This is a genomic window from Brachybacterium alimentarium, from assembly GCF_002332425.1.
Taxonomy (GTDB): Bacteria; Actinomycetota; Actinomycetes; order Actinomycetales; family Dermabacteraceae; genus Brachybacterium; species Brachybacterium alimentarium.
On record NZ_NRGS01000003.1, the window covers coordinates 43,510 to 63,839 of the forward strand.

At 71.8% G+C, this 20,330-nt stretch carries 17 protein-coding genes; 9 read left to right on the forward strand and 8 right to left on the reverse strand.

The window, feature by feature from the left end:
• Positions 1-28: 28 nt before the first annotated feature.
• Positions 29-1,090, reverse strand: a complete 1,062-nt coding sequence (locus tag CIK71_RS01505; protein WP_241964086.1) for an NUDIX domain-containing protein — start codon at positions 1,088-1,090, stop codon at positions 29-31.
• Between the two features lie 117 nt (positions 1,091-1,207).
• Between CIK71_RS01505 and deoC the strand changes: the two genes are divergently transcribed.
• A complete protein-coding gene (deoC, locus tag CIK71_RS01510) occupies positions 1,208-1,873 on the forward strand; it encodes a deoxyribose-phosphate aldolase (protein ID WP_096163425.1) in 666 nt (221 codons plus the stop codon).
• 49 nt (positions 1,874-1,922) lie between these two features.
• On the opposite strand, the gene CIK71_RS01515 is transcribed toward deoC, so the two are convergent.
• Together CIK71_RS01515 and CIK71_RS01520 are read right to left on the reverse strand one after the other, a co-directional pair.
• Entirely contained in the window at positions 1,923-3,677 is a 1,755-nt protein-coding gene (locus CIK71_RS01515; RefSeq protein WP_245857253.1) for a phospho-sugar mutase, read from the reverse strand.
• On the reverse strand, positions 3,674-4,525 hold the full coding sequence (locus CIK71_RS01520) for a purine-nucleoside phosphorylase (RefSeq protein WP_096163426.1): 852 nt from the start codon (positions 4,523-4,525) through the stop codon (positions 3,674-3,676). The genes CIK71_RS01515 and CIK71_RS01520 overlap by 4 nt, the downstream gene beginning before the upstream one ends.
• Before the next feature lie 292 nt (positions 4,526-4,817).
• On the opposite strand from CIK71_RS01520, the gene CIK71_RS01525 reads away from it, so the two are divergent.
• Complete coding sequence (locus CIK71_RS01525) at positions 4,818-6,293, forward strand: NAD(P)H-quinone dehydrogenase (RefSeq protein ID WP_096163427.1); 1,476 nt, start codon at positions 4,818-4,820, stop codon at positions 6,291-6,293.
• A gap of 107 nt (positions 6,294-6,400) precedes the next feature.
• On the opposite strand, the gene CIK71_RS01530 is transcribed toward CIK71_RS01525, so the two are convergent.
• The 5 genes from CIK71_RS01530 to CIK71_RS01550 all read right to left on the reverse strand — a co-directional run bounded on the left by CIK71_RS01530 (position 6,401) and on the right by CIK71_RS01550 (position 12,681).
• Positions 6,401-8,179: an acetyl/propionyl/methylcrotonyl-CoA carboxylase subunit alpha gene (locus CIK71_RS01530; protein WP_096163428.1), complete on the reverse strand. Its 1,779-nt coding sequence runs from the start codon at positions 8,177-8,179 to the stop codon at positions 6,401-6,403.
• Positions 8,180-8,233: 54 nt separating this feature from the next.
• Positions 8,234-9,022 (reverse strand): Maf family protein, encoded by a 789-nt coding sequence (locus tag CIK71_RS01535; protein WP_096163429.1) that lies wholly within the window; start codon positions 9,020-9,022, stop codon positions 8,234-8,236.
• The gene (locus CIK71_RS01540) at positions 9,019-10,773 is read right to left on the reverse strand and encodes a DUF885 domain-containing protein (protein WP_096163430.1); all 1,755 of its coding nucleotides are present in this window, start codon (positions 10,771-10,773) and stop codon (positions 9,019-9,021) included. The genes CIK71_RS01535 and CIK71_RS01540 overlap by 4 nt, the downstream gene beginning before the upstream one ends.
• A gap of 76 nt (positions 10,774-10,849) precedes the next feature.
• Positions 10,850-11,095 carry a hypothetical protein gene (locus tag CIK71_RS01545; RefSeq protein WP_096163431.1) on the reverse strand — a complete coding sequence of 82 codons (246 nt, stop codon included), beginning with the start codon at positions 11,093-11,095 and terminating at the stop codon, positions 10,850-10,852.
• On the reverse strand, positions 11,092-12,681 hold the full coding sequence (locus CIK71_RS01550) for an acyl-CoA carboxylase subunit beta (protein ID WP_096163432.1): 1,590 nt from the start codon (positions 12,679-12,681) through the stop codon (positions 11,092-11,094). The genes CIK71_RS01545 and CIK71_RS01550 overlap by 4 nt, the downstream gene beginning before the upstream one ends.
• A gap of 281 nt (positions 12,682-12,962) precedes the next feature.
• On the opposite strand from CIK71_RS01550, the gene CIK71_RS01555 reads away from it, so the two are divergent.
• From CIK71_RS01555 to CIK71_RS01585, 7 genes are all read left to right on the forward strand, one after another.
• Positions 12,963-13,976, forward strand: a complete 1,014-nt coding sequence (locus tag CIK71_RS01555; RefSeq protein WP_096163433.1) for a biotin--[acetyl-CoA-carboxylase] ligase — start codon at positions 12,963-12,965, stop codon at positions 13,974-13,976.
• On the forward strand, positions 13,973-15,139 hold the full coding sequence (locus CIK71_RS01560) for an adenylate/guanylate cyclase domain-containing protein (protein WP_096163434.1): 1,167 nt from the start codon (positions 13,973-13,975) through the stop codon (positions 15,137-15,139). Before CIK71_RS01555 ends, CIK71_RS01560 begins: the two co-directional genes overlap by 4 nt.
• 47 nt (positions 15,140-15,186) lie before the next feature.
• Positions 15,187-15,882, forward strand: a complete 696-nt coding sequence (locus CIK71_RS01565; protein WP_096163435.1) for a response regulator transcription factor — start codon at positions 15,187-15,189, stop codon at positions 15,880-15,882.
• Positions 15,883-15,885: 3 nt separating this feature from the next.
• Positions 15,886-17,253 carry a sensor histidine kinase gene (locus CIK71_RS01570; protein ID WP_096163436.1) on the forward strand — a complete coding sequence of 456 codons (1,368 nt, stop codon included), beginning with the start codon at positions 15,886-15,888 and terminating at the stop codon, positions 17,251-17,253.
• A 118-nt stretch (positions 17,254-17,371) separates the two neighbouring features.
• Complete coding sequence (locus CIK71_RS01575) at positions 17,372-18,562, forward strand: 5-(carboxyamino)imidazole ribonucleotide synthase (RefSeq protein ID WP_241964092.1); 1,191 nt, start codon at positions 17,372-17,374, stop codon at positions 18,560-18,562.
• Positions 18,559-19,077, forward strand: a complete 519-nt coding sequence (purE, locus tag CIK71_RS01580) for a 5-(carboxyamino)imidazole ribonucleotide mutase (RefSeq protein WP_096163438.1) — start codon at positions 18,559-18,561, stop codon at positions 19,075-19,077. Before CIK71_RS01575 ends, purE begins: the two co-directional genes overlap by 4 nt.
• A gap of 53 nt (positions 19,078-19,130) precedes the next feature.
• Positions 19,131-20,231 (forward strand): acyltransferase family protein, encoded by a 1,101-nt coding sequence (locus CIK71_RS01585; RefSeq protein ID WP_176485495.1) that lies wholly within the window; start codon positions 19,131-19,133, stop codon positions 20,229-20,231.
• Positions 20,232-20,330 lie beyond the last annotated feature (99 nt).

Sequence of the window (20,330 nt, forward strand, 5' to 3'; positions counted from 1 at the left end):
GCACCGGCATCGACCGCTGGGGAGGAGGTCAGCGGTCCCGGAGAGCGGGGAGGATGTGCTGCACCATCAGCGGTGCGAGGCGCGCGCCGCTGCCCGGGTCCGCGACCCGCACCCAGCGGTGGTCCTCCAGCTCGGCGAGCACGTCGAGCGGTTCGGGCACCGTCGCGCGGCACACGAACACCGCCGAGCGCACCAGCGTGTTCGGCTCGTTCGCGGCGACCGCCTCGAAGTCACCGAGCGGCTCGAGGTCGCTCGGGTCCAGCTGGAGGCCGATCTCCTCGGCGACCTCGCGCACCGCCGCCTCCGCTGCGGTCTCGCCGGGCTCGAGCTTGCCGCCCACCTGCATGTAGGAGCCGGTGCCGCGCTTGCGCACGGCCAGCACCTCCTCGCCCTCGGGGCCACGGCGCAGGAAGCACACGGCCGTGATTCGGAGCAGGTCGGGCTCCTGCGGGCCGAAGCGGTGCGAGGCCTCCGCTTCGGTGAGGGCGGTCAGCTGTCGGAGCCGGTCGATCCCGGCCCGCAGGCCCTCGGGGCGCATCCCCGCACGGATCCACCTCTCGAGGTCGCTGCGCTGGTCCCGCGCCAGGCCCCAGCCGCGTCGCAGCAGCGTGAGCGGGGGCTTGCGATGCTGGCGCAGGTCCCGGAGCAGCCGCAGGGCGAACACGACCGGGGTGGGCCGGTGCAGGACGATCGCGTCAGCCAGCAGTCCGGTGGCGGCGAGCGGGGCGATCAGCTCGGCCGCGAAGATGCCCTCCGCGATGATCAGCGGCGCGTCCCCGGTCAGCAGACGCGCGGTCCCGATGCGACGTGAGGCGGAGATGGAGTACTCAGGCACCTCGGCGGAGCCGTCGTGCGCGAGGGAGGTGAGCGCCTCGAGGGCGGCGCCGGCGTTCCAGGACGCCGGATCATCCCAATCCACGATGCCGAAGCGCCGAGGGAGACCCGGATCGTCGTGGTCCCGGTAGAACTCGTCGAGTCCGAGCACGGGCAGGCCCGCCCGGTGGGACATGAGCCCTTTGCCGCTCCCCGAGGGACCGGCGAGCAGGACGATGCGGCGTGGGGGACGGGCCGGGGCGGAGGCTGTGGTCACGACCGTCCAGTCTAGGCGCTCGAGCGCGCGCGTCGCTCGGATCCCGTGGGGCGGGCGACGCTCCGAAGGTGCGTCCGAGGCGCCTCCCGGATCAGGCGAGCGTGGGAGGATCTGTCCATGACGACTCTCGACCGCGACCAGCTCGCCGCCCTCATCGACCACACCCTGCTGAAGCCCGAGGCCACCCGGACGGATGTCACCGCGCTGCTGCGCGAGGCCGAGGAGCTCGGCACCTATTCCGTATGCGTCTCGCCCTCGATGCTGCCGGCGGAGACGACTGTGAAGGTCGCGACCGTCTGCGGGTTCCCCTCCGGCCAGCACGCCCCCTCGCTCAAGGCCGCCGAGGCCGCCGACTCGGTGTCCAAGGGCGCCGACGAGGTCGACATGGTCCTCAACGTCGGGCTCGCTCGCGCCGGGGAGTTCGCCGCGGTCGAGGACGAGATCCGGGCCGTGCGCGAGGCGGCACCGTCGCCCGTCGTGCTCAAGGTGATCATCGAGTCTGCTGCGCTCGAGGACGAGCAGATCGTCGGCGTGTGCGAGGCGGCCGAGCGCGCGGGCGCGGACTTCGTGAAGACCTCCACGGGGTTCCACCCTGCCGGCGGTGCGAGCGAGCACGCGGTGCGGCTGATGCGCGCCACCGTCGGCGACCGCCTGGGCGTGAAGGCCTCCGGCGGCATCCGCACCCGGGAGGCCGCCGAGGCGATGGTCGCCGCGGGCGCGAGCCGTCTGGGCCTGTCGTCCTCGAGAGCCATCCTCGACGGCGGCACCGGCTCCGGGTACTGATCCCGGAACGGGGAGTCCGGAACACCGAGTCCCCGGCGCCGCCGGGGACTCAGGCCTGTCCGAGGGCCGCCCGCAGCTCGTCCTTCAGCTGCGCCAGGCGCTCGTCGGAGCGCTCGCGCAGGTCGGACATCGCGGTCGGATCCGTTCCCGCGGGAACGGATCCGACGACTTCGAGGTAGCACTTCAGCTTCGGCTCGGTCCCCGAAGGGCGCACCACCACGCGCGTGTCGTCGGCGCTGAGCAGCAGCAGCCCTTCGGTGGGCGGGAGCCCGGTCGTGGCGACGGAGCCCTCCGAGAGATCCTGGAACGTCACGACGTCGGAGCCGAGCAGTCGCGCGGGAGGGGTCGAGCGCAGCTGCTGCATCATCGCGGGGATGAGGGAGAGGTCCTCCACCCGGATCGAGAGCTGGGAGGTCCCGAACAGGCCGTGCTCCGCGGCGAGCTCGTCGAGCCGTCCGATCAGGGTGCGGCCCTCGGCCTTCGCGAGCGCCGCCAGCTCCGCGACCATCAGGGCGGCGGAGAGACCGTCCTTGTCGCGCACCACCTCGGGCAGCACGCAGTAGCCGATCGCCTCCTCGTAGCCGAACACGAGGTCGGGGGCGCGGGCGATCCACTTGAAGCCCGTCAGCGTGGTGGGGGAGTCCACACCGGCCGCCTCGGCGACGCGACCCAGCCAGCGGCTGGAGACGATCGACCGGGCGAAGCCGCCGCGGTAGCCGTGCCGGTGCAGCAGGTGGTCTCCCAGCAGCACCCCCAGCTCGTCACCGGTGAGCATCCGCCAGTCGCCCCGATGGGGGTCGAGCACAGCGGCGGCGCAGCGGTCGGCGTCAGGATCATTGGCGATCACCACGTCGGCCTCGACCGTGCGAGCCAGCTCGAGGGCCAGATCGATCGCGCCGGGCTCCTCGGGGTTGGGGAAGGCGACCGTCGGGAAGTCGGGGTCCGGATCGGCCTGCTTCGCCACGGTGTGCACCTCGGCGAAGCCGGTGCGGTGCAGGGCCGCGAGCGCCGTCTCGGTGCCCACCCCGTGCAGCGCGGTGTGCACGATCCGTACGTCGCGGGGCCCGTCGGCGTCCGGAAGTGCGCAGATCGCGGCGAGATAGTCCTCGCGCAGGGAGTCGCCGAGCAGCGTCCACCCGGACTCCGCGACGGGGATCTCCCGGGCAGGGCCGACGGCGGTGATGCGGTCGGCGATCCGGCCGTCCGAGGGCGGCACGATCTGCACGCCCTGTCCCTCCGGGCTCGCGGCCCGGCCACCGAGGTAGACCTTGTAGCCGTTGTCGGCCGGCGGGTTGTGGGAGGCCGTGACCACGATCCCTGCGTCGGCCCCGAGATGCCGCACGGCGAAGGCCACCAGCGGCGTGGGGCCGTGCCGGTCCAGCAGCTGCACACGGCATCCGGCGGCGGTCATGATCGCCGCAGAGCGCTGTGCGAAGTCCTGGGAGCGGTAACGGGCGTCGTATCCGATCACGACCAGCGGGTCCTCGAGGCCGAGATCGCCCAGCAGGTGGTCGGCGAGGCCGCGGGCGGCGCGGGAGACGACTGCGAGGTTCATCCGGTGCGGGCCGGGGCCCATGCGACCTCGCAGACCGGCCGTGCCGAACTCGAGGTCGCCCGAGAAGGCGTCGGCGATCTCCTCGAGCGCCGACTGCCCGCCGGCGCCCGCCTGCTCGAGCAGGGAGGTGAGCGCGTCACGGGTCGCGGGATCCGGGTCCTCCGCGATCCAGGCCTCGGCGCTCCCGCGCAGGGCCGGATCCACCGGGTCTCCGGCGGCCGGCGCGGTGGACCCGCCCGTGGTCATCATGCCCGCTCCGCGGGGGTCGCCCGACCTGCCTGGTCGGTGAGGCGACGCACTGTCTCGGCGAGGAGCGACGAGATGCGCGGTCCGGCGTCGCGGCCGGCCTCGAGGACCTCCTCGTGGCTGAGGGCCTGGGCGCTGATCCCCGCGGCGAGGTTGGTCACCAGCGAGATGCCCAGCACGTCCATCCCGGCCTCGCGGGCGGCGATCGCCTCGAGGGCGGTGGACATGCCCACCAGGTGCGCTCCCATGATCCGGGCCATCTGCACCTCGGCGGGCGTCTCGTACGTGGGGCCGCTGAACTGCATGTAGACGCCCTCGTCGAGGCTCGGGTCGACCTCTCGGGCGAGGTCCCGCAGAGCCGGGGTGTACAGGCCGGTGAGGTCCACGAAGTTCGCCCCCTGCAGCGGCGTGGCACCGGTGAAGTTGATCTGGTCGCTGATCAGCACGGGAGTGCCGGGCGTCCAGGAGGGGTCGATCCCGCCGCAGCCGTTGGTCAGGACCATGGTGCGGGCGCCGGCGGCCGCTGCGGTGCGCACACCGTGCACGACCGCGTCGACGCCGGCTCCTTCGTAGTAGTGGGTGCGGGCGCCGAGCACGAGCGCGCGAGCCCCGGTGGCCTCGATGCGGACGGAGCGCAGGGTGCCCACGTGGCCGGCGACGGCCGACGGACGGAAGCCGGGGATCGAGGAGGCGTCGGCCTGCCACACCGTCTCGCCGAGCAGGTCCGCGGCGCCGGCCCAGCCGGAGCCGAGCACCAGGGCGATGTCATGGGCGGGGACCGAGCTGGCCTCGGCGATCGCGGCGGCGGCGTCGCGGGCGAGCTGGTACGGGTCAGGTGCGGTTTCGGTCATGGACCGAAGGTAACGCAGCGAGCGGCCCGCGGACGACGGATAGGGGCCGGGCCGGGTCACGACGTGGTCTCACCCGCACGCGGCGCCGCGGGAGGCGATCCGCCAGCGCCCGGTTGGGCATCCCGTCTCCTGTCGGCACGGCGCGTCGGCGCCCCCTCGACGGCCTGTCAGCGCCCTCGCGACGGTCCGACGGTGTCCTCTCTCGAGGGTCGGTCAGCGTCCTCTCGACAGTCCGGGGCCTCCGGGCTCCCGTTCCCCGCCACGGTCGAGCGGGGTGAGCCACAATGGAGGAGTGACCGATCCCAGCACTGCCCTTCCGTCGGACCCTCATCGAGTCCCCCGCGCTGGGGACCGCCCCAGGGTCGTGATCATCGGCGGAGGCCCGGGCGGCTACGAGGCCGCGCTCACCGCCGCCCGCCACGGTGCCGAGACGGTGCTGGTCGAGGACCGGGGGATCGGCGGCGCCGCCGTGCTCACCGACGTCGTGCCCTCCAAGACCCTCATCGCCACTGCGGACGTGCTGGACCAGGTGGCCTCCTCCCATGAGCTCGGGATCCGGGATGCCGACGACGGCTCCGCCCCGGGCGCCGGAGCGCTGAACGTGGATCTCGCCGCCGTCAACCAGCGCGTCCAGCGCCTGGCCGCCGCGCAGTCCGCGGACATCCGTGCGAGCCTCGAGAAGGAGGGCGTGACGGTGCTCGAGGGGCACGGCCGTCTGCGCGGTCCCTCCGAGGTCGAGGTGCTGGCCGCGGACGGCACCGACGCCGCCGCGAGCACCGTGCTCGCGACCGACGTGGTGCTGCTCGCCGTGGGGGCCCGGCCCCGTGAGCTCGACTCCGCCCCCAGCGACGGCGAGAGGATCCTGAACTGGACCCAGCTGTATGCGCTCGAGAGCCTGCCGGAGCATCTCATCGTGGTGGGCTCGGGCGTGACCGGGGCCGAGTTCGCGAGCGCCTATCGGGCGCTGGGCAGCGAGGTCACCCTGGTCTCCTCGCGCGAGAAGGTGCTGCCCGGCACCGACGTCGACGCGGCAGACGTGCTCCAGGACGCCTTCGCCCGTCGCGGCGTGACCGTCAGCTCCCTCTCGCGCGCCGCCACGGCGCGCCGCACCGAGGACGGCGTGATCGTCACCCTCACCTCGGGCGAGGAGATCGCCGGCAGCCACGTGCTGATGGCCCTCGGCGGCATCCCATGGACGGACGGCCTGGGCCTTGCCGAGGCCGGCGTGCGCGTGAAGGACTCGGGTCACATCGAGACCGACCGGGTCTCGCGCACCTCGGTGCGCGGCGTCTACGCGGCGGGCGACTGCACCGGGGTCCATCCGCTGGCCTCGGTGGCAGCGATGCAGGGCCGCATCGCCATGCACCATGCCCTGGGCGATGCGGTCTCCCCACTGATCTCGACCCAGGTCGCCTCCGCGATCTTCACCAGCCCGGAGATCGCGGCGGTGGGCGTGAGCGAGCAGGACGTGGCGGACGGCGTGATCTCCGGCGAGGTGCTCGTGCTCGGCCTGGACACCAACCCGCGCGCCAAGATGCAGGGCATCTCCGAGGGCTTCGTGAAGCTCATCGTGCGCTCCGGCTCGCACACCGTGATGGGCGCCGTGGTGGTGGCGCCGCGGGCCAGCGAGCTGATCCTGCCCTACACGCTGGCGGTCGCCCACCGGCTCACCGCGGAGCAGGTCGCCGGGACGTTCACGGTGTATCCGTCCCTCACCGGCTCCCTGGCGGAGGTGGCGCGGAGGGCGACGGCCACTGCCACGGACTGACGGGAGCCCCGCAGGGGCCGCCGACGGCAGCGCCGACGACGACAGCAGGGGCCCCGACCGCGACGGTCGGAGCCCCTGGCTGCGCTTCTCCTGACGGAGGTCCGGGATCAGTCCTCGATCGTGCAGAGGACGGCACCGGCGGAGACCGTCGCACCGATCTCGGCGGACAGTCCCTTGACCACTCCGGAGCGGTGCGCGGTGATCGGCTGCTCCATCTTCATCGCTTCGAGCACCACGAGCAGGTCGCCGTCGGCGACGCTCTGGCCCTCCTCGGCGACGATCTTCACGATGGTGCCCTGCATGGGAGCGGCGACCGAGTTGCCGTTCGCCGCGGCATCGCCGACGCCCTTGTGCTGACGCTTGCGACGCGAGCGCACAGCGGCCTGCGGGGCCCGCAGCGAGGCGGGGAGGCTGATCTCGACCCGGCGACCGTCGACCTCGACCACGACGGCCTCGCGGTCCTCGGGCTCCTCGGGCTGAGCCGGCAACGGAGCGGCGGGCAGATCGTTGTCGAACTCGGTCTCGATCCACCGGGTGTGGACGCTGAAGGCCTCCTCCGGATCCGCCGGGGCGAAGGCCGCGTCCTCGACCACCGCACGATGGAACGGGATGACCGTCGGGATTCCCTCGACACGGAACTCCGCGAGCGCCCGGCGGGAGCGCTCGAGGGCCTCCTGGCGGGTGGCGCCGGTGACGATCAGCTTGGCGAGCATCGAGTCGAAGGCGCCGGAGATCTCGTCCCCCGCGCGCACGCCGGAGTCGACGCGCACTCCCGGACCCGAGGGCACGTCGTAGCGGTCGATGCGGCCGGGGGCGGGCATGAAGCCACGGCCCGGATCCTCGCCGTTGATGCGGAACTCGAAGGAGTGGCCGCGCGGCTCGGGATCCTCGGTGCTGATGGTCTCGCCGGCGGCGATGCGCAGCTGCTCGCGCACCAGGTCCACCCCCGCGACCTCCTCGGTGATGGTGTGCTCGACCTGGAGGCGAGTGTTCACCTCGAGGAAGGAGATGGTGCCGTCGATACCGACGAGGAACTCGCAGGTGCCGGCGCCCACGTAGCCGGCTTCGCGGAGGATCGCCTTGGAGGAGGAGACCAGCTGGGCGTTCTGCTGGGACGTGAGGAACGGCGCGGGCGCCTCCTCGACGAGCTTCTGGTGACGACGCTGCAGCGAGCAGTCGCGGGTGGAGACCACCTGCACGTTGCCGTGGACGTCCGCCAGGCACTGGGTCTCGACGTGCCGGGGGGAGTCGAGGTAGCGCTCCACGAAGCACTCGCCGCGGCCGAAGGCGGCCGTGGCCTCGCGCACCGCCGAGTCGAACAGCTCGCGCACCTCCGACTCCTCGCGAGCGACCTTCAGCCCGCGGCCGCCGCCGCCGAACGCTGCCTTGATCGCGATCGGGAGGCCGTTGGCACGGGCGAAGTCGACCACCTCGTCCGAGTTCTGGACCGGGTCCTTGGTGCCTGCCACCAGTGGGGCGCCGGCCTTCTGCGCGATGTGGCGGGCCGAGACCTTGTCGCCGAGCTTCTCGATGGCGGACGGGGGCGGACCGATCCAGGTGAGCCCGGCGTCGATGACGGCCTGGGCGAAGTCGGAACGCTCCGAGAGGAAGCCGTAGCCGGGGTGGATCGCATCGGCGCCGGAGCGCTGGGCGATGTCGAGGATCTTGTCGACGACCAGGTATGAGCTGGCCGCGGTGGTGCCGCCGAGCGCGTAGGCCTCATCGGCGATCTGCGTGTGCAGGGCGTCGCGGTCCGGGTCGGCGTAGACGGCCACCGAACGGAGCCCGGCATCCCGGCAGGCCCGTGCGATCCGCACCGCGATCTCTCCACGGTTGGCGATCAGCACCGTGGACAGCGGGCGGGGCTTGGAGGAGCGTGCGGGCATGGGGGAGGGTTCCTTCCGGGAGTCAGCAGAGGCCGAGTCTAGTACTGCGGGAGCTCAGTGGGATGCAGGGGCCGACGAGCCACCAGTGGAGTCGTCGTGCTCCTCAGGGGGCAGTGCGACTTCCCACAGCTCGTGGATGCCGAGACCGATCTCGCCGAGCAGCCCGCGCAGCAGCGGCAGCGAGAGGCCGATCACCGCATGGGGGTCGCCGTTCACCCCGTCGATGAAGGGTCCGGCGTAGCCGTCGAGCGTGAACCCGCCGGCGACGCCGAGCGGTTCGCCGGTCGCGACATAGGCGTCGATCTCCTCGTCGCTCAGCTGCGCGAACGTGACCTCGCAGCTCGCGGTGGCGCCGAGCGTGGCCCCGGTCCCGCCGTCCTCCTCGTCGCGGTCGTCGACCAGCCAGTGCCCGGAGTGCAGGACGCCGGTGCGGCCGCGCATGGCGCGCCAGCGGGCGGTGGCTCGCTCGACGGTGTGCGGCTTGCCGATCAGCTCGCCGTCCAGCTCGAGCATCGAGTCGCCGCCGAGCACGACGTAGCCGCCCTCGCTGCGGGAGGTCGCGGCCAGAGCCTTCTCGCGGGCGAGCAGGAGCACCTGATCGGCGGGGGAGAGGGCTGCGTCGGGCTCTCCGGAGGCGGCTGCCCGCTCGTGCGCCGCGGCGAGGATCGCCTCCTCGTCCAGATCGACCGGGAGGATGCTGTGCTCGATGCGTGCTGCGCGCAGCGTCGCGCGACGACCGGCGGAGGCCGACGCGAGCAGGAGCAGCGGGTCGTGCTCCTCCGCCGAGGGGGAGGGGCCGGCGGTGGCGGCGCCCGGGTCTGCGGCGGCGGTCTGCGGGGTCATGACAGGGCTCCTTCGAGGACGGACAGCGGCAGGCTTCCCAGCTCGAGTGCCCGGCGGTGGAACTCGCGCACCTGCTGGGCGGAGTCGGTGGTGCCAGCGGTTGTGCTGGTGGCGCTGCTAGTGCTGGTGCTGGCGGATCCGGCTGACGGGGCGGTGGCGCGTGCGCGCAGCTGCTCCCAGACCCGCTGGCCGATCTTGTAGGACGGCGCCTGCCCGGGCCATCCCAGGTAGCGATGCAGCTCGAAGCGCTGCTCCGCCTCGGTCACGCCCCAGTGCTCGCTCATGAAGTCCCAGGCCTTGGCGACGCTCCAGGCCCCGCCCGCGGAGCCCTCGATGCCCTCGGGCATCGGCAGGCCCACGTGCAGACCGATGTCGAGCACGACCCTCCCGGCCCGGAGGCGCTGGGCATCGAGCATGCCGAGGCGGTCGCCGTCGTCCTCGAGGTGCCCCAGCTGGTCCATGAGCCGTTCGGCGTACAGCGCCCAGCCCTCGCCGTGGCCGGAGACCCAGCACATCAGGGCGCGCCAGCGGTTCAGGGTGCTCGCCTGCAGGGTCTGGGTGCCCACCTGCAGGTGATGCCCCGGAACGCCCTCGTGGTAGACGGTCGTGGTCTCCAGCCAGGTGTGGAACTCGGTGGTCCCGGCGGGCACGTCCCACCACATCCGCCCGGGTCGGGTGAGGTCCTCGCTGGGGCCGGTGTAGTAGATGCCGCCGGAACCCGTCTGCGCGATCCGGCACTCGAGCTGGTGCAGCGGTGCGGGGATGTCGAAATGGGTGCCCGCGAGCTCCGTGATCGCCCGGTCGCTGAGCTGCTGCATCCAGGTGCGCAGCGCTTCGGTGCCGTGGAGCACCCGGGAGGGATCGCTGTTCAGCGCGGCCTTGGCGGCGGTGACCGAGCTCCCGCCGCCGGTGCCGTGGTGCTCGTTGATCCGTCGTGCGACCGTCTCCTGCTCCGCGACGATCGCGCGCAGCTCCTCGATGCCCCAGGCGTAGGTCTCCTCGAGATCGATCTCGGTGCCCAGGAAGGTGCGGGAGGCCAGCTGGTAGGCCTCCCGGCCCACGGCGTCGGCCTCCGGGGCACGGTCCGCGAGGGACTCGAGCACGTCTGCGATCTCCCGATACCCCTCGGCTGCGGCGCGGGCGGCCTCGGTGAGCCGGGTGCGCTGGGCATCGTCCCCGAGACCCTGGGCTGCGAAGCCCGCGAAGAAGCCGTCCCGGGCGGCGAATCCGCGGGCCTGCTCCGCACCCAGCAGCAGCTGCCGCCGCGCGGAGACCACGCCGTGGTCGGCCGCCTCCCGCAGGGACTGCGCCCAGGTGGACAGCGAGTGCGGCATGGCGGCCAGGCGCTCGGCGATCACCTGCCAGTCCTCAGCGGTCTCGGCGGGCATCTGGTCGAGCACGTCGCGGGACTGCAGCGGCGAGGCGAGGTTGTTGACCATCGCGATGTCCAGTCGCTGCTCGGCGCGCTCGATCTCCAGGCCCAGACGCTCGGTGAGCGCCGCCCGGGTCACGGCATCGGCCGCGTCCTGATCGGGGACCTCGGCGATCGCGGAGAGCAGCGTGCGGGCGGCGTCGGTGCGCTCGCCGACCGCATCGGGGGAGTAGTCGGTGACCAGTGCGTCGTATCCCGGGGCCCCCAGCTCGGTGGCGAGGAACGGATCCAGGCGCACGCTGAGATCGACGTACTCGTCCGCGAGGCGGTCGAGGGCCGACGGGGCACGGCCGGGGGCGGCGGAGGGTGTCACGGGCATGGCGGCGAGTCTAGTGCGGCGGGGCCTGTCGGACGGGCACCTGATCGGCACGTCGGAGGGCGGCGGACCGCAGCGCTCAGCGGTCGCCGAACTGCCAGGCGGTGGCCGAGGCGAGGCCCCGCAGCGCGTGGCCGTGCGGGTGACCGTGGATCGGATCGTTCCAGCAGCTCGACCCGCTGGCGCGGCCCTCCGCCAGCGCTCGCTCCTCGGCCTCCACGCGACTGGTGACGCTCATGGCGGAGACCACCACGGCGATCGCCGCGAGCTCGTCGTTCGCCAAGCGGCCCTGGACCAGACGCACATCGGACGGGGTGATGCTCACAGCGGGATGTTCCCGTGCTTCTTGGTGGGCAGGGTGTCGCGCTTGGTGCGCAGCGCCCGCAGGGCATGGGCGACCTCGAGCCGGGTGTCGGCGGGACGGATGACCCCGTCGATCCAGCCGCGCTCGGCCGCGGTGTACGGGGTCGCGAACTTCTCCTCGTACTCGGTCTCGAGCTTCAGGCGCTCCGCGTCGACGTCCCCGCCCTGCTCCGCGACATCGCGGAGGTCCCCGCGATGCAGGATGTTGACCGCACCCTGCGAGCCCATCACCGCGATCTGCGCGGTGGGCCAGGCGAGGTTGATGTCCGCGCCGAGCTCCTTGGAGCCCATCACGATGTACGCGCCGCCGTAGGCCTTGCGGGTGATCACGGTGATCAGCGGGACGGTGGCCTCGGCGTAGGCGTACAGCAGCTTCGCGCCGCGGCGGATGATCCCGCCGAACTCCTGATCGGTGCCGGGCAGGAAGCCCGGAACGTCCACGAAGGTCAGGACCGGGATGTTGTTGGCATCGCACAGGCGCACGAAGCGCGCCGCCTTCTCGGAGGCGTCGATGTCCAGGGTTCCCGCGAGGTGCGAGGGCTGGTTCGCGATGATGCCGACGCTGTATCCCTCGACGCGGCCGAAGCCCACCAGAACGTTGCGGGCGAACAGCGGCTGGACCTCGAGGAACTCCTCGTCGTCCAGCACGGCGCGCAGCACGGTGAGCATGTCGTAGGGCTGGTTCGGCGAATCCGGGACCAGCGCATCCAGCGCCGTGTCCTGGGCGGTGTGGTGCTCGTCGATCTGCACGGGGAACGACGGAGCCGGGCTCAGGGTGTTCGCCGGCAGGTAGCTGAGCAGGTCCTTGACGTACTCGATCGCCTCGCCCTCGTCGGGCGCCATGTAATGCGCGACGCCGGAGCGCGAGGAATGGGTGCGGGCGCCCCCGAGCTCCTCGAAGCCGACGTCCTCACCGGTGACGGTGCGGATCACGTCGGGGCCGGTGATGAACATGTGCGAGGTCTTCTCGACCATCACGATGATGTCGGTCAGGGCGGGGGAGTAGACCGCGCCGCCGGCGGCCGGGCCCATGATCAGGGAGATCTGGGGGATCACGCCCGAGGCGCGGGTGTTGCGCTTGAAGATGCCGGCGAACATGGCCAGGGAGGCCACGCCCTCCTGGATGCGTGCGCCGCCGCCGTCGAGGATGCCGATGATCGGCACGCCCGTGCTCAGCGCGAGATCCTGGATCTTCTGGATCTTGCGGCCGTGGGCCTCGCCCAGCGAGCCGCCGAAGACGGTGAAGTCCTGGGAGTAGACGCATACCTGGCGGCCGTCGATGGTGCCGTAGCCGGTGACGATGCCGTCTCCGGCCGGGCGCTTGGACTCGATGCCGAAGTCACGCGCCTGGTGCTTCACGAAGCGATCGGTCTCCACGAAGCTGCCGTCGTCGAGCAGGTCGGAGATCCGCTCGCGAGCGGTCTTCTTCCCACGAGCGTGCTGCTTCTGGACGGCGACCTCGTCCGCAGCGGCGACTGCGGCGGCGTCGCGCTCGCGCAGATCCTCGAGTCGCTGGGCGGTGGTGAGCGGCCGCGGGGCGTCGGTCACGGAGCCTCCTGCTGCGGCCTGCGAGGCCGCCGTGAAATCCGGGCGATGAACACCGGGATACTACGCTACGAGGTGTCGACGAGGGTCGACCGCGACCCGGCGTGGAGGGACATGTCGCCTTGGTGGTGAGGTTCATGCCCGATCGGCCCGATCTTCGCGGGACATCCGTGCGATCTCCGTGCGAACCCGCACGACGTCCCGGTCGCCACGGCGTCCCCCTGCGGCGACTCCTCCGTCACCGCGTCCAGCACTCGCCATCAGCACCATGAGGGAGGTCACGCGTGACCGAGACGCACGCCGGTCCCACGGATTCCACGGGGTCCACGGATCCCACCGAGTCCACGGGGCCCACCGGCGCTCCGGGGCCCGTCGAGTCCGCCGGTCCTGCCCGCTGGGCGGCGCCGCGCCCGCTGCACCCCACATCGATCCGTCGGCTCGGCGCGGTGGCCTCCACGCAGGATGAGGCGTCCGCGCTGTTCGCTCGAGGGGTCGCCGCGCCGTTCGTGGTCACCGCCCGCGAACAGCTCTCCGGTCGCGGGCGACTGGGGCGGGCGTATGCGAGCCCCGACGGCGGGAGCGTCTACCTCACCTATGTGCACCGCACCGGTCTCGAACTCGCCCGCCGCAGCTGGTTCCCGCTCGCGGCAGGACTGGCGGCGCTCGCCGCGGTCGCCTCCGTGATCGGGGAGGACGGCGTGCGCCTGGGCCTGAAGTGGCCCAACGACCTGCATACGGCGGACGGCCGCAAGCTCGGCGGGATCCTCGTCGAGGGGCGGGGTGCGGACGGGGTGCTGATCGGCATCGGGCTCAACGTGCGCGGTCCTGTCGAGGACGGCGAGGGAGCAGCGATTCCCGGTGCCGCCTGGCTGCTCGGCCCGGACGGCATCCGCAACGGGGACGGGATGACGGGGTGCGAGGACCCGGACGCCCTGCGTGAACGGATCGAGGAGGCGCTCGCCGGGTCGCTCCGGGCCGAGCTGGAGGCGCTGGAGTCCAGCCAGGGGGACGCGGTCACGGCGGGCACGATGCACCGCTACACTATGACCTGCCTCACACTTGGGCAGGAGGTGCGCATCGATCCTCTCGGGACGGCCGGGGCGGAGGGGGCTCGCCCTCCTTCGCTGTACGGACGTGCACGAGCGGTCGACGATCGCGGCAGACTGCTGGTCGACCTGCCGGACGGGGAGCGCGTCCCCGTGGACGTGGGCGATGTGAGGCATGTGAGGCCGGGCGGAACCGTTCGGACGACGACAGACGCGGTGCAAGGCGTCGAACAGGAGGACAGCAGCAGGTGACCGGTGGTACCGAAGACCTGGAGCACACGACGACCTCGGACGGGGACACCCCGGCCGGGGGGTCCGCCGTGCCGCCGGAGGAGTCGCCGGACCTGGTGCAGACCCCCCTGGACGACCAGGAGATCCTGGATCTGAACAGACGCTTCGCCGAGGTCAGGCGCAGCGTCGGCGCCCTCGAGAAGGTGCTGCTGCAGGGTCCGCGCAAGTTCTCCCGACGTGATCTCTCCCTGAAGCAGGACATCCCCGAGCGGCTCGCGTCCGTCTACTGGAGGTCGCTGGGCTTCACACCGGTCGACGAGGACACCGTCGTGTTCACCGAGGAGGACGCCTACGCGATCGGCGATCTCACCGCGATCGTCGAGGACGGCGTGCTCTCCGAGCGCGCCTTCTCGAGCATCACCCGAGGGCTCGGATTCCATATGGGCCGACTGGCCATGTGGATCACCGAGGCCCTGGTGGACGAGGCGAAGCATGCCGACGGGGCGGACGACGCCGAAGCCCGCCAGCAGATGCTCGACTCGGTCCCCGAACTGCTCGAGACGCTCGAATCGCAGGTCATGTTCACCTTCCGCAGGCAGCTGGCCGCGTACGCGGCCCGCGCCGGCTCCGAGGTGCTGCACCGCGACACCGACGAGCTCTTCCCCCTCCAGCGCGCCGTCGGCTTCGCGGACCTGGTGCAGTTCACGCGCCTTGCCCAGGACCTCTCCGGGGCGGAGCTCGCCGACGTCGTCGGCCGGTTCGAGGCCGTGGGCCGGGACGTCATCTCCGTGGGCGGCGGCCGCGTGGTCAAGACCGTCGGCGACGAGATCATGTTCCTCGCCGACACGCCGGAGGACGGCGCCCAGATCGCCGTCAGCCTCGCGGAGATCATCACCGCGGACCAGGGACTCCCGCCGGTCAGGGTCGGGCTGTCGTGGGGATCGATGTTCTCCCGGTACGGTGACGTCTTCGGACCCAAGGTCAACCTCGCCGCTCGCATGGAATCCGTGGCCCGGCCCGGAAGCGTGATCGTGGACGACGAGACCGCCGAGGCCATCGCCCAGGCGCTGCCCGGCGGCTTCGACATCTCCGAGGGCGAGGACGTGGACCTGCATGGCATCGGGACGGTGCGGGTGCAGGAGATGCGCCGCGACCGCTCCGCGCCGCTCGACCTGGGTCTGTGAGACGGGGGCCATCCGGCCCGCCGGCCGCTGCGACGTAGGATGGACTCGTGACACGACTGCTTCTCGTCGAGGATGACTCGGCCATCGCTGAACCGCTCTCCCGTGCGCTCGACCGGGAGGGCTACTCCGTGACGCGTGCGTCCCGGGGCATGGACGCGCTCGCGATCGCCGCCGGTCCCGAACCGATCGACATGGTGATCCTCGACCTCGGCCTGCCCGATCTCGACGGCCTGGAGGTGGCACGCCGCCTGCGCAAGGGCGGCCTCGAGTCGCCGATCCTGATCCTCACCGCTCGCGCCGACGAGGTCGACGCGGTGGTGGGTCTGGACGCCGGCGCCGATGACTACGTCACCAAGCCGTTCCGGCTCGGTGAGCTGCAGGCCCGCATCCGCGCCCTGATGCGCCGCTCCCAGGCGGTCGAGGAGTCCAGCGACGCCTTCGACGTCAACGGGGTCTCTCTGGACGTCTCCGCTCGCCGCGCCTATGTCGACGGCGAGGAGCTGAGCCTCTCCGCCAAGGAGTACGACCTGCTCACCGTGCTGGTGCGCGAGTCCGGCAGCGTCGTGACGCGCGACGACCTCATGCGCGAGGTGTGGGGCGCCGAATGGTGGGGCTCCACCAAGACCCTGGACATGCACATCTCCTGGCTGCGACGGAAGCTCGGTGACGACGCGACGAATCCGCGGCGGATCACGACCGTGAGGGGTGTCGGTTTCCGCTTCGAGACCGGCGCGGAGAGCTGACACGTGTGGCAGCGAGTACTGCAGGTCACGATCATCACCGTGGTCCTCGCGGTGCTGATGCTCGGCATCCCGCTGGGCTGGTCCTGGCTGCAGCTGGCTGAGCAGAGACTGGGGCTCCAGGCCAACACGATCATGGATCGTACGCGGGTCGCGACCGATGCGAGGCTGATCGAGGAGCGTCCGCTCGACCCCGCGATGCTCCAGGCGCTCGTCGACGAGCAGACCGATCTCAACATCCAGATCGAGGTCACCACCAGTGACGGCGAGGTCGTCACCGCCGGCGACCCGCCCGGCCACAACCCGATGGGCTTCTCGGCGGTCGGCGGCCAGCAGCAGCAGATCCGGGTGAACATCCCTCGTTCCGATGTGCGTGCCCACACCGCGAGCGCGTGGGTGATCATCGTCGTGGCCGGTCTCTCCGCCCTCTCGGTGGGCGCCTCGGTCGCCCTGTGGCAGGCGCAACGGATCTCGATGCCCCTGGCCCGGCTGAACCGGCGCGCCGAGGAGATGGGATCTGGGCGTGCCCGCGGTCCCTGGAGCCCCTCAGGGATCGCCGAGATCGACGACGTGGCCGAGGAGCTGATCCGCTCCGGCGCGATGCTCACCGAGCGCCTCGAGGCCGAGAGCCAGCTCGCCTCGGACGCCTCCCACCAGCTGCGCACTCCGCTGACCGCCCTGTCGATGCGTCTGGACGAGATCCTCGCGACCAGCTCCGAGGAATGGGTACGCGACGAGGCCCGGATCTCCCTCGAGCAGATCGATCGCCTCACCGAGGTGGTCCACGACCTCATCAACGCCCCGCGCTCCTCCTCGCGCCGCACCCCCGGCGTGGTCGAGCTGCGCACGATCCTCACCCAGCAGAGCGAGGAGTGGTCCCCGGCCTACCGCCGGGCCCAGCGCGAACTGCGCATCCAGGTGCCGCGCAGCGCGGCCGTCTGGGGCTCCTCCGGCCAGCTCACCCAGGTCGTCGCGACCCTCATCGAGAACGCGCTCATGCACGGCGACGGCCGCACCACGGTGAAGGTGCGCCGCAACGACCACTCCACGGTCATCGAGGTCACCGACGAGGGCGGGGGGATCGACCCGGAGCTCGGCACCCGCATCTTCGAGCGCTCCGTCTCCGGGCGCAGCTCCTCGGGCACCGGCGTGGGCCTTGCGCTCGCCCGGACCCTGGTCGAGGACGACGGCGGTCGCCTCGAGCTGCTCACCGAGACGCCCGCGAAGTTCGGGGTGTTCCTCATCTCCGCCCCAGGCGACGAGGAGGATCCGGCGGCGGACGAGGACCCCGCAGCGACCGCAGGGTCGGGAGAGTCCCCCGACCCGCTGCCCCAGGGGTCCGTGGTGCGGCGCCGCCCGCGCTCACGGGCCTGATCCTCGTACACTGGCCGCCGTGTCCGAGACCTCGCAGCGCCCCGTTCCCCCCGCCCGCCCCGACCTGCCGACCGGGGCCCGCCGCGTCGGGATCGTCGGCGCCGGGCAGCTCGCCCGCATGATGCTGGGCCCCGCGATCGAACTGGGGCTCCCCACCCCGGTGCTCGCCACCTCCCGCGAGGAGAGCGCGGCCGCCGTCGCCGGCCAGGTGCTCCTGGGCCGTCACGACGACGAGCAGGCGGTGCGCCGCCTCGCCGAGTCGGCCGACGTGATCACCTTCGACCACGAGCACGTGCCCACCGCGATCCTCGAAGGCCTCGAGGCCGACGGTCTCGCCGCTGTGCGCCCCGGCCCCGCCGCGCTGGTGCATGCCCAGGACAAGCTCGTCATGCGCGAACGTCTCACTGCCCTCGGCCACCCCTGCCCCCGCTGGTGGCGCGTCGGCTCCCGGGAGGACCTCGCGGCGGCGCTCGACGCCGCCGGCAGCCGCCTCGTGGTGAAGACCCCGCGTGGCGGCTACGACGCCCACGGGGTGCGGATCGTCGATGGCGCGGACCAGGCCGATGACTGGTTCCAGACCCACGGCGATCTCCTCGCCGAGGAGCTCGTGCCCTTCACCCGGGAGCTGTCCGCGCAGGTCGCTCGTCGCCCCGGGGGAGAAGCGGCGGCCTATCCGGTGGTGCACTCGGTCCAGAAGGACGGGGTCTGCTACGAGGTGGTCGCGCCCGCTGCCGGCCTCGACGATGCTGCTCAGGAGCGCATCCAGTCTCTGGCCCTCGCGATCGCCGAGGACCTCGACGTGGTGGGGATGCTCGCCGTCGAACTGTTCGAGACGGCCGATGGCGAGGTGAGCGTCAACGAGCTCGCGATGCGTCCGCACAACACGGGCCACTGGTCCATGGACGGCGCCGTGACCGGACAGTTCGAGCAGCACCTCCGGGCCGTCGCCGACCTCCCTCTCGGCTCCACCGCCCCGGTCGCCCCCGTCGCCGTGATGGTGAATCTCCTCGGCGGCAGCGCCGAGGACCTCGCGCCGGGCGCCCATGCCGCCCTCGCCGCGGACCCGGAGCTGAAGATCCACCTCTACGGCAAGTCCGTGCGGCCGGGTCGCAAGGTCGGCCACGTCACGGTGGTCGGTCAGGACGCCGACGATCTGCTCGAGCGTGCGCACCGCGCCGAACGACTCCTGATCGACGGCCCCTCCGTCGACGCAGCGAGCGACGCAGACGCCGGGGCCGCCGTCGACGCGCCCGATGGCGTCGCCACCGGCCCCTCCACCAGCACGAGCACCTCGAAGGAGACGCGATGACCGCGACCGCACCCCGCCCCCTGGTGGGCATCGTCATGGGTTCAGATTCCGACTACCCGGTGATGAAGGCCGCCGAGGAGGCCCTCGCCGAGTTCGACATCGAGGTCGAGGTGGACGTCGTCTCCGCCCACCGCATGCCCGAGGACATGATCACCTGGGGGCGCAGCGCGGTCGAGCGCGGGCTGCGCGTGGTGATCGCCGGCGCCGGCGGTGCCGCGCACCTGCCCGGCATGCTCGCCTCGCTCACCCCGCTGCCCGTGATCGGGGTGCCCGTGCCGCTGAAGCACCTCGACGGCATGGACTCGTTGCTCTCGATCGTGCAGATGCCTGCCGGGGTGCCGGTGGCGACGGTGTCGATCGGCGGAGCGCGCAACGCGGGCCTGCTGGCCGCCCGGATCCTCGCCGCGGGCGGCGACGACGAAGCGGCCGCGCTGCGCGACCGCATGGTCGCCTTCCAGTCTGAGCTACGGGAGATCGCCGTCGGCAAGGGCGAGAGTCTGCGCGCGTCGCGATGAAGGCGGAGGAACGGGCCGCTCTCTTCGTGGGCCCGGCCTCGTCGCGGAATCGGATGTCGTGGGTCGATCTCGCGCGGGCGCTCTCGATCATCCTGGTGGTCTCCTACCACGCAGGGGTGAGCGGGATCGGGGCGTTTCTGCCGTCGGATTTCAGCGTCACCGGCTCGTACTGGAAGACAGCGAACCTGCTGCTCGTCCCGCTGCGGATGCCGCTGTTCTTCGTGGTCTCCGGGATGCTGGCTGCGAGCGCGCTGTCACGACCCTGGCGCTCCGTAAGTCGACCGCGCGTCTTCGACATGCTCTGGGCCTACGTGCTCTGGAGCGTCGTCTTCGGGGTGACCGCCTGGGTCCGCTACGCCCCCGAGGAGCCGTGGGAGTATTTCCGCTCCAGCATGCGGAACATGGTCGTCTTCGCCTCTCCCTATTGGTTCATCGCGGCGCTTCCGGTGTTCTTCCTCGTGACGCGCTGGTGCCGGGCACGCCCGATTCTCCTGCTCACTACGCTGTTCCTTGTCTATCTGGCGAGTCCGTTCCTGGTGAGCGCGCTCAGGGAACTAGGGCCGGAGTTCTCGAAACCCGCGACAGGTCTGCGTCGCCTCACGGAGTTCGCGGTGTGGTTCGCAGCGGGATACGTGCTCTCCGGGAAGATCAAGAGGTTCGGAGGGCGGAAACGGCCACTGGTCGCCATCCTCGCCACGGTCATCTGCATCCCGATGTGCTGGTTCGCGGTGATGGCAGACCTTGAACCAGGCACTGAGCGGATCATCAAGCTCCTGGCCACCTGCTCCTCGGTGCTGGCAGTGCTCTCGGTGTCTGTGCTCCTCGGCGCGCTGCCGACGATCTCGCACCTGGGCAGAGTTATCGGCTCCAGGACTCTCGTGATCTACCTGGTGCACCCGTTGGTGCTCAATGCGCTCGTCGTAGTGTTCCGCCGGGTGTACGAGCACGGAACGGGCCCCGTGCCCCTAGTGGTCGAGCTTCTCCTGCTCCCGACGATCATCCTGGTGTGCGTGCTGATCTCGCTCGTATTCAAGGCCGTCGCGGATCGGCTCGGCGCGGACTGGCTGTTTCAGCTCCCGTGGGCATCGCGCGAGGAGAGCGCCGGTGTCGCTCCGTCCGCAGCCGTGTCACGGTATCGGCTCTCCCCGGAGTGACACCCATGACCGCCGCGGGGAGACGCTGCGCGCGTCGCGGTGAGGCGGTCCGGAGGTGCATGGCGGGCGACCGCCGGATGGCCGCTGGGTGAATTTCTC

What these genes read in the sequence shown, in the direction of transcription:
- CIK71_RS01530 (WP_096163428.1), bottom strand. Translation starts at nt 8,179, where the DNA reads ATGCCCGCACGCTCCTCCAAGCCCCGCCCGCTGTCCACGGTGCTGATC.
- CIK71_RS01540 (WP_096163430.1), bottom strand. Translation starts at nt 10,773, where the DNA reads ATGCCCGTGACACCCTCCGCCGCCCCCGGCCGTGCCCCGTCGGCCCTC.
- CIK71_RS01585 (WP_176485495.1), top strand. Translation starts at nt 19,131, where the DNA reads ATGTCGTGGGTCGATCTCGCGCGGGCGCTCTCGATCATCCTGGTGGTC.
- deoC (WP_096163425.1), top strand. Translation starts at nt 1,208, where the DNA reads ATGACGACTCTCGACCGCGACCAGCTCGCCGCCCTCATCGACCACACC.
- purE (WP_096163438.1), top strand. Translation starts at nt 18,559, where the DNA reads ATGACCGCGACCGCACCCCGCCCCCTGGTGGGCATCGTCATGGGTTCA.
- CIK71_RS01520 (WP_096163426.1), bottom strand. Translation starts at nt 4,525, where the DNA reads ATGACCGAAACCGCACCTGACCCGTACCAGCTCGCCCGCGACGCCGCC.
- CIK71_RS01535 (WP_096163429.1), bottom strand. Translation starts at nt 9,022, where the DNA reads ATGACCCCGCAGACCGCCGCCGCAGACCCGGGCGCCGCCACCGCCGGC.
- CIK71_RS01575 (WP_241964092.1), top strand. Translation starts at nt 17,372, where the DNA reads ATGATGCTGGGCCCCGCGATCGAACTGGGGCTCCCCACCCCGGTGCTC.
- CIK71_RS01515 (WP_245857253.1), bottom strand. Translation starts at nt 3,677, where the DNA reads ATGATGACCACGGGCGGGTCCACCGCGCCGGCCGCCGGAGACCCGGTG.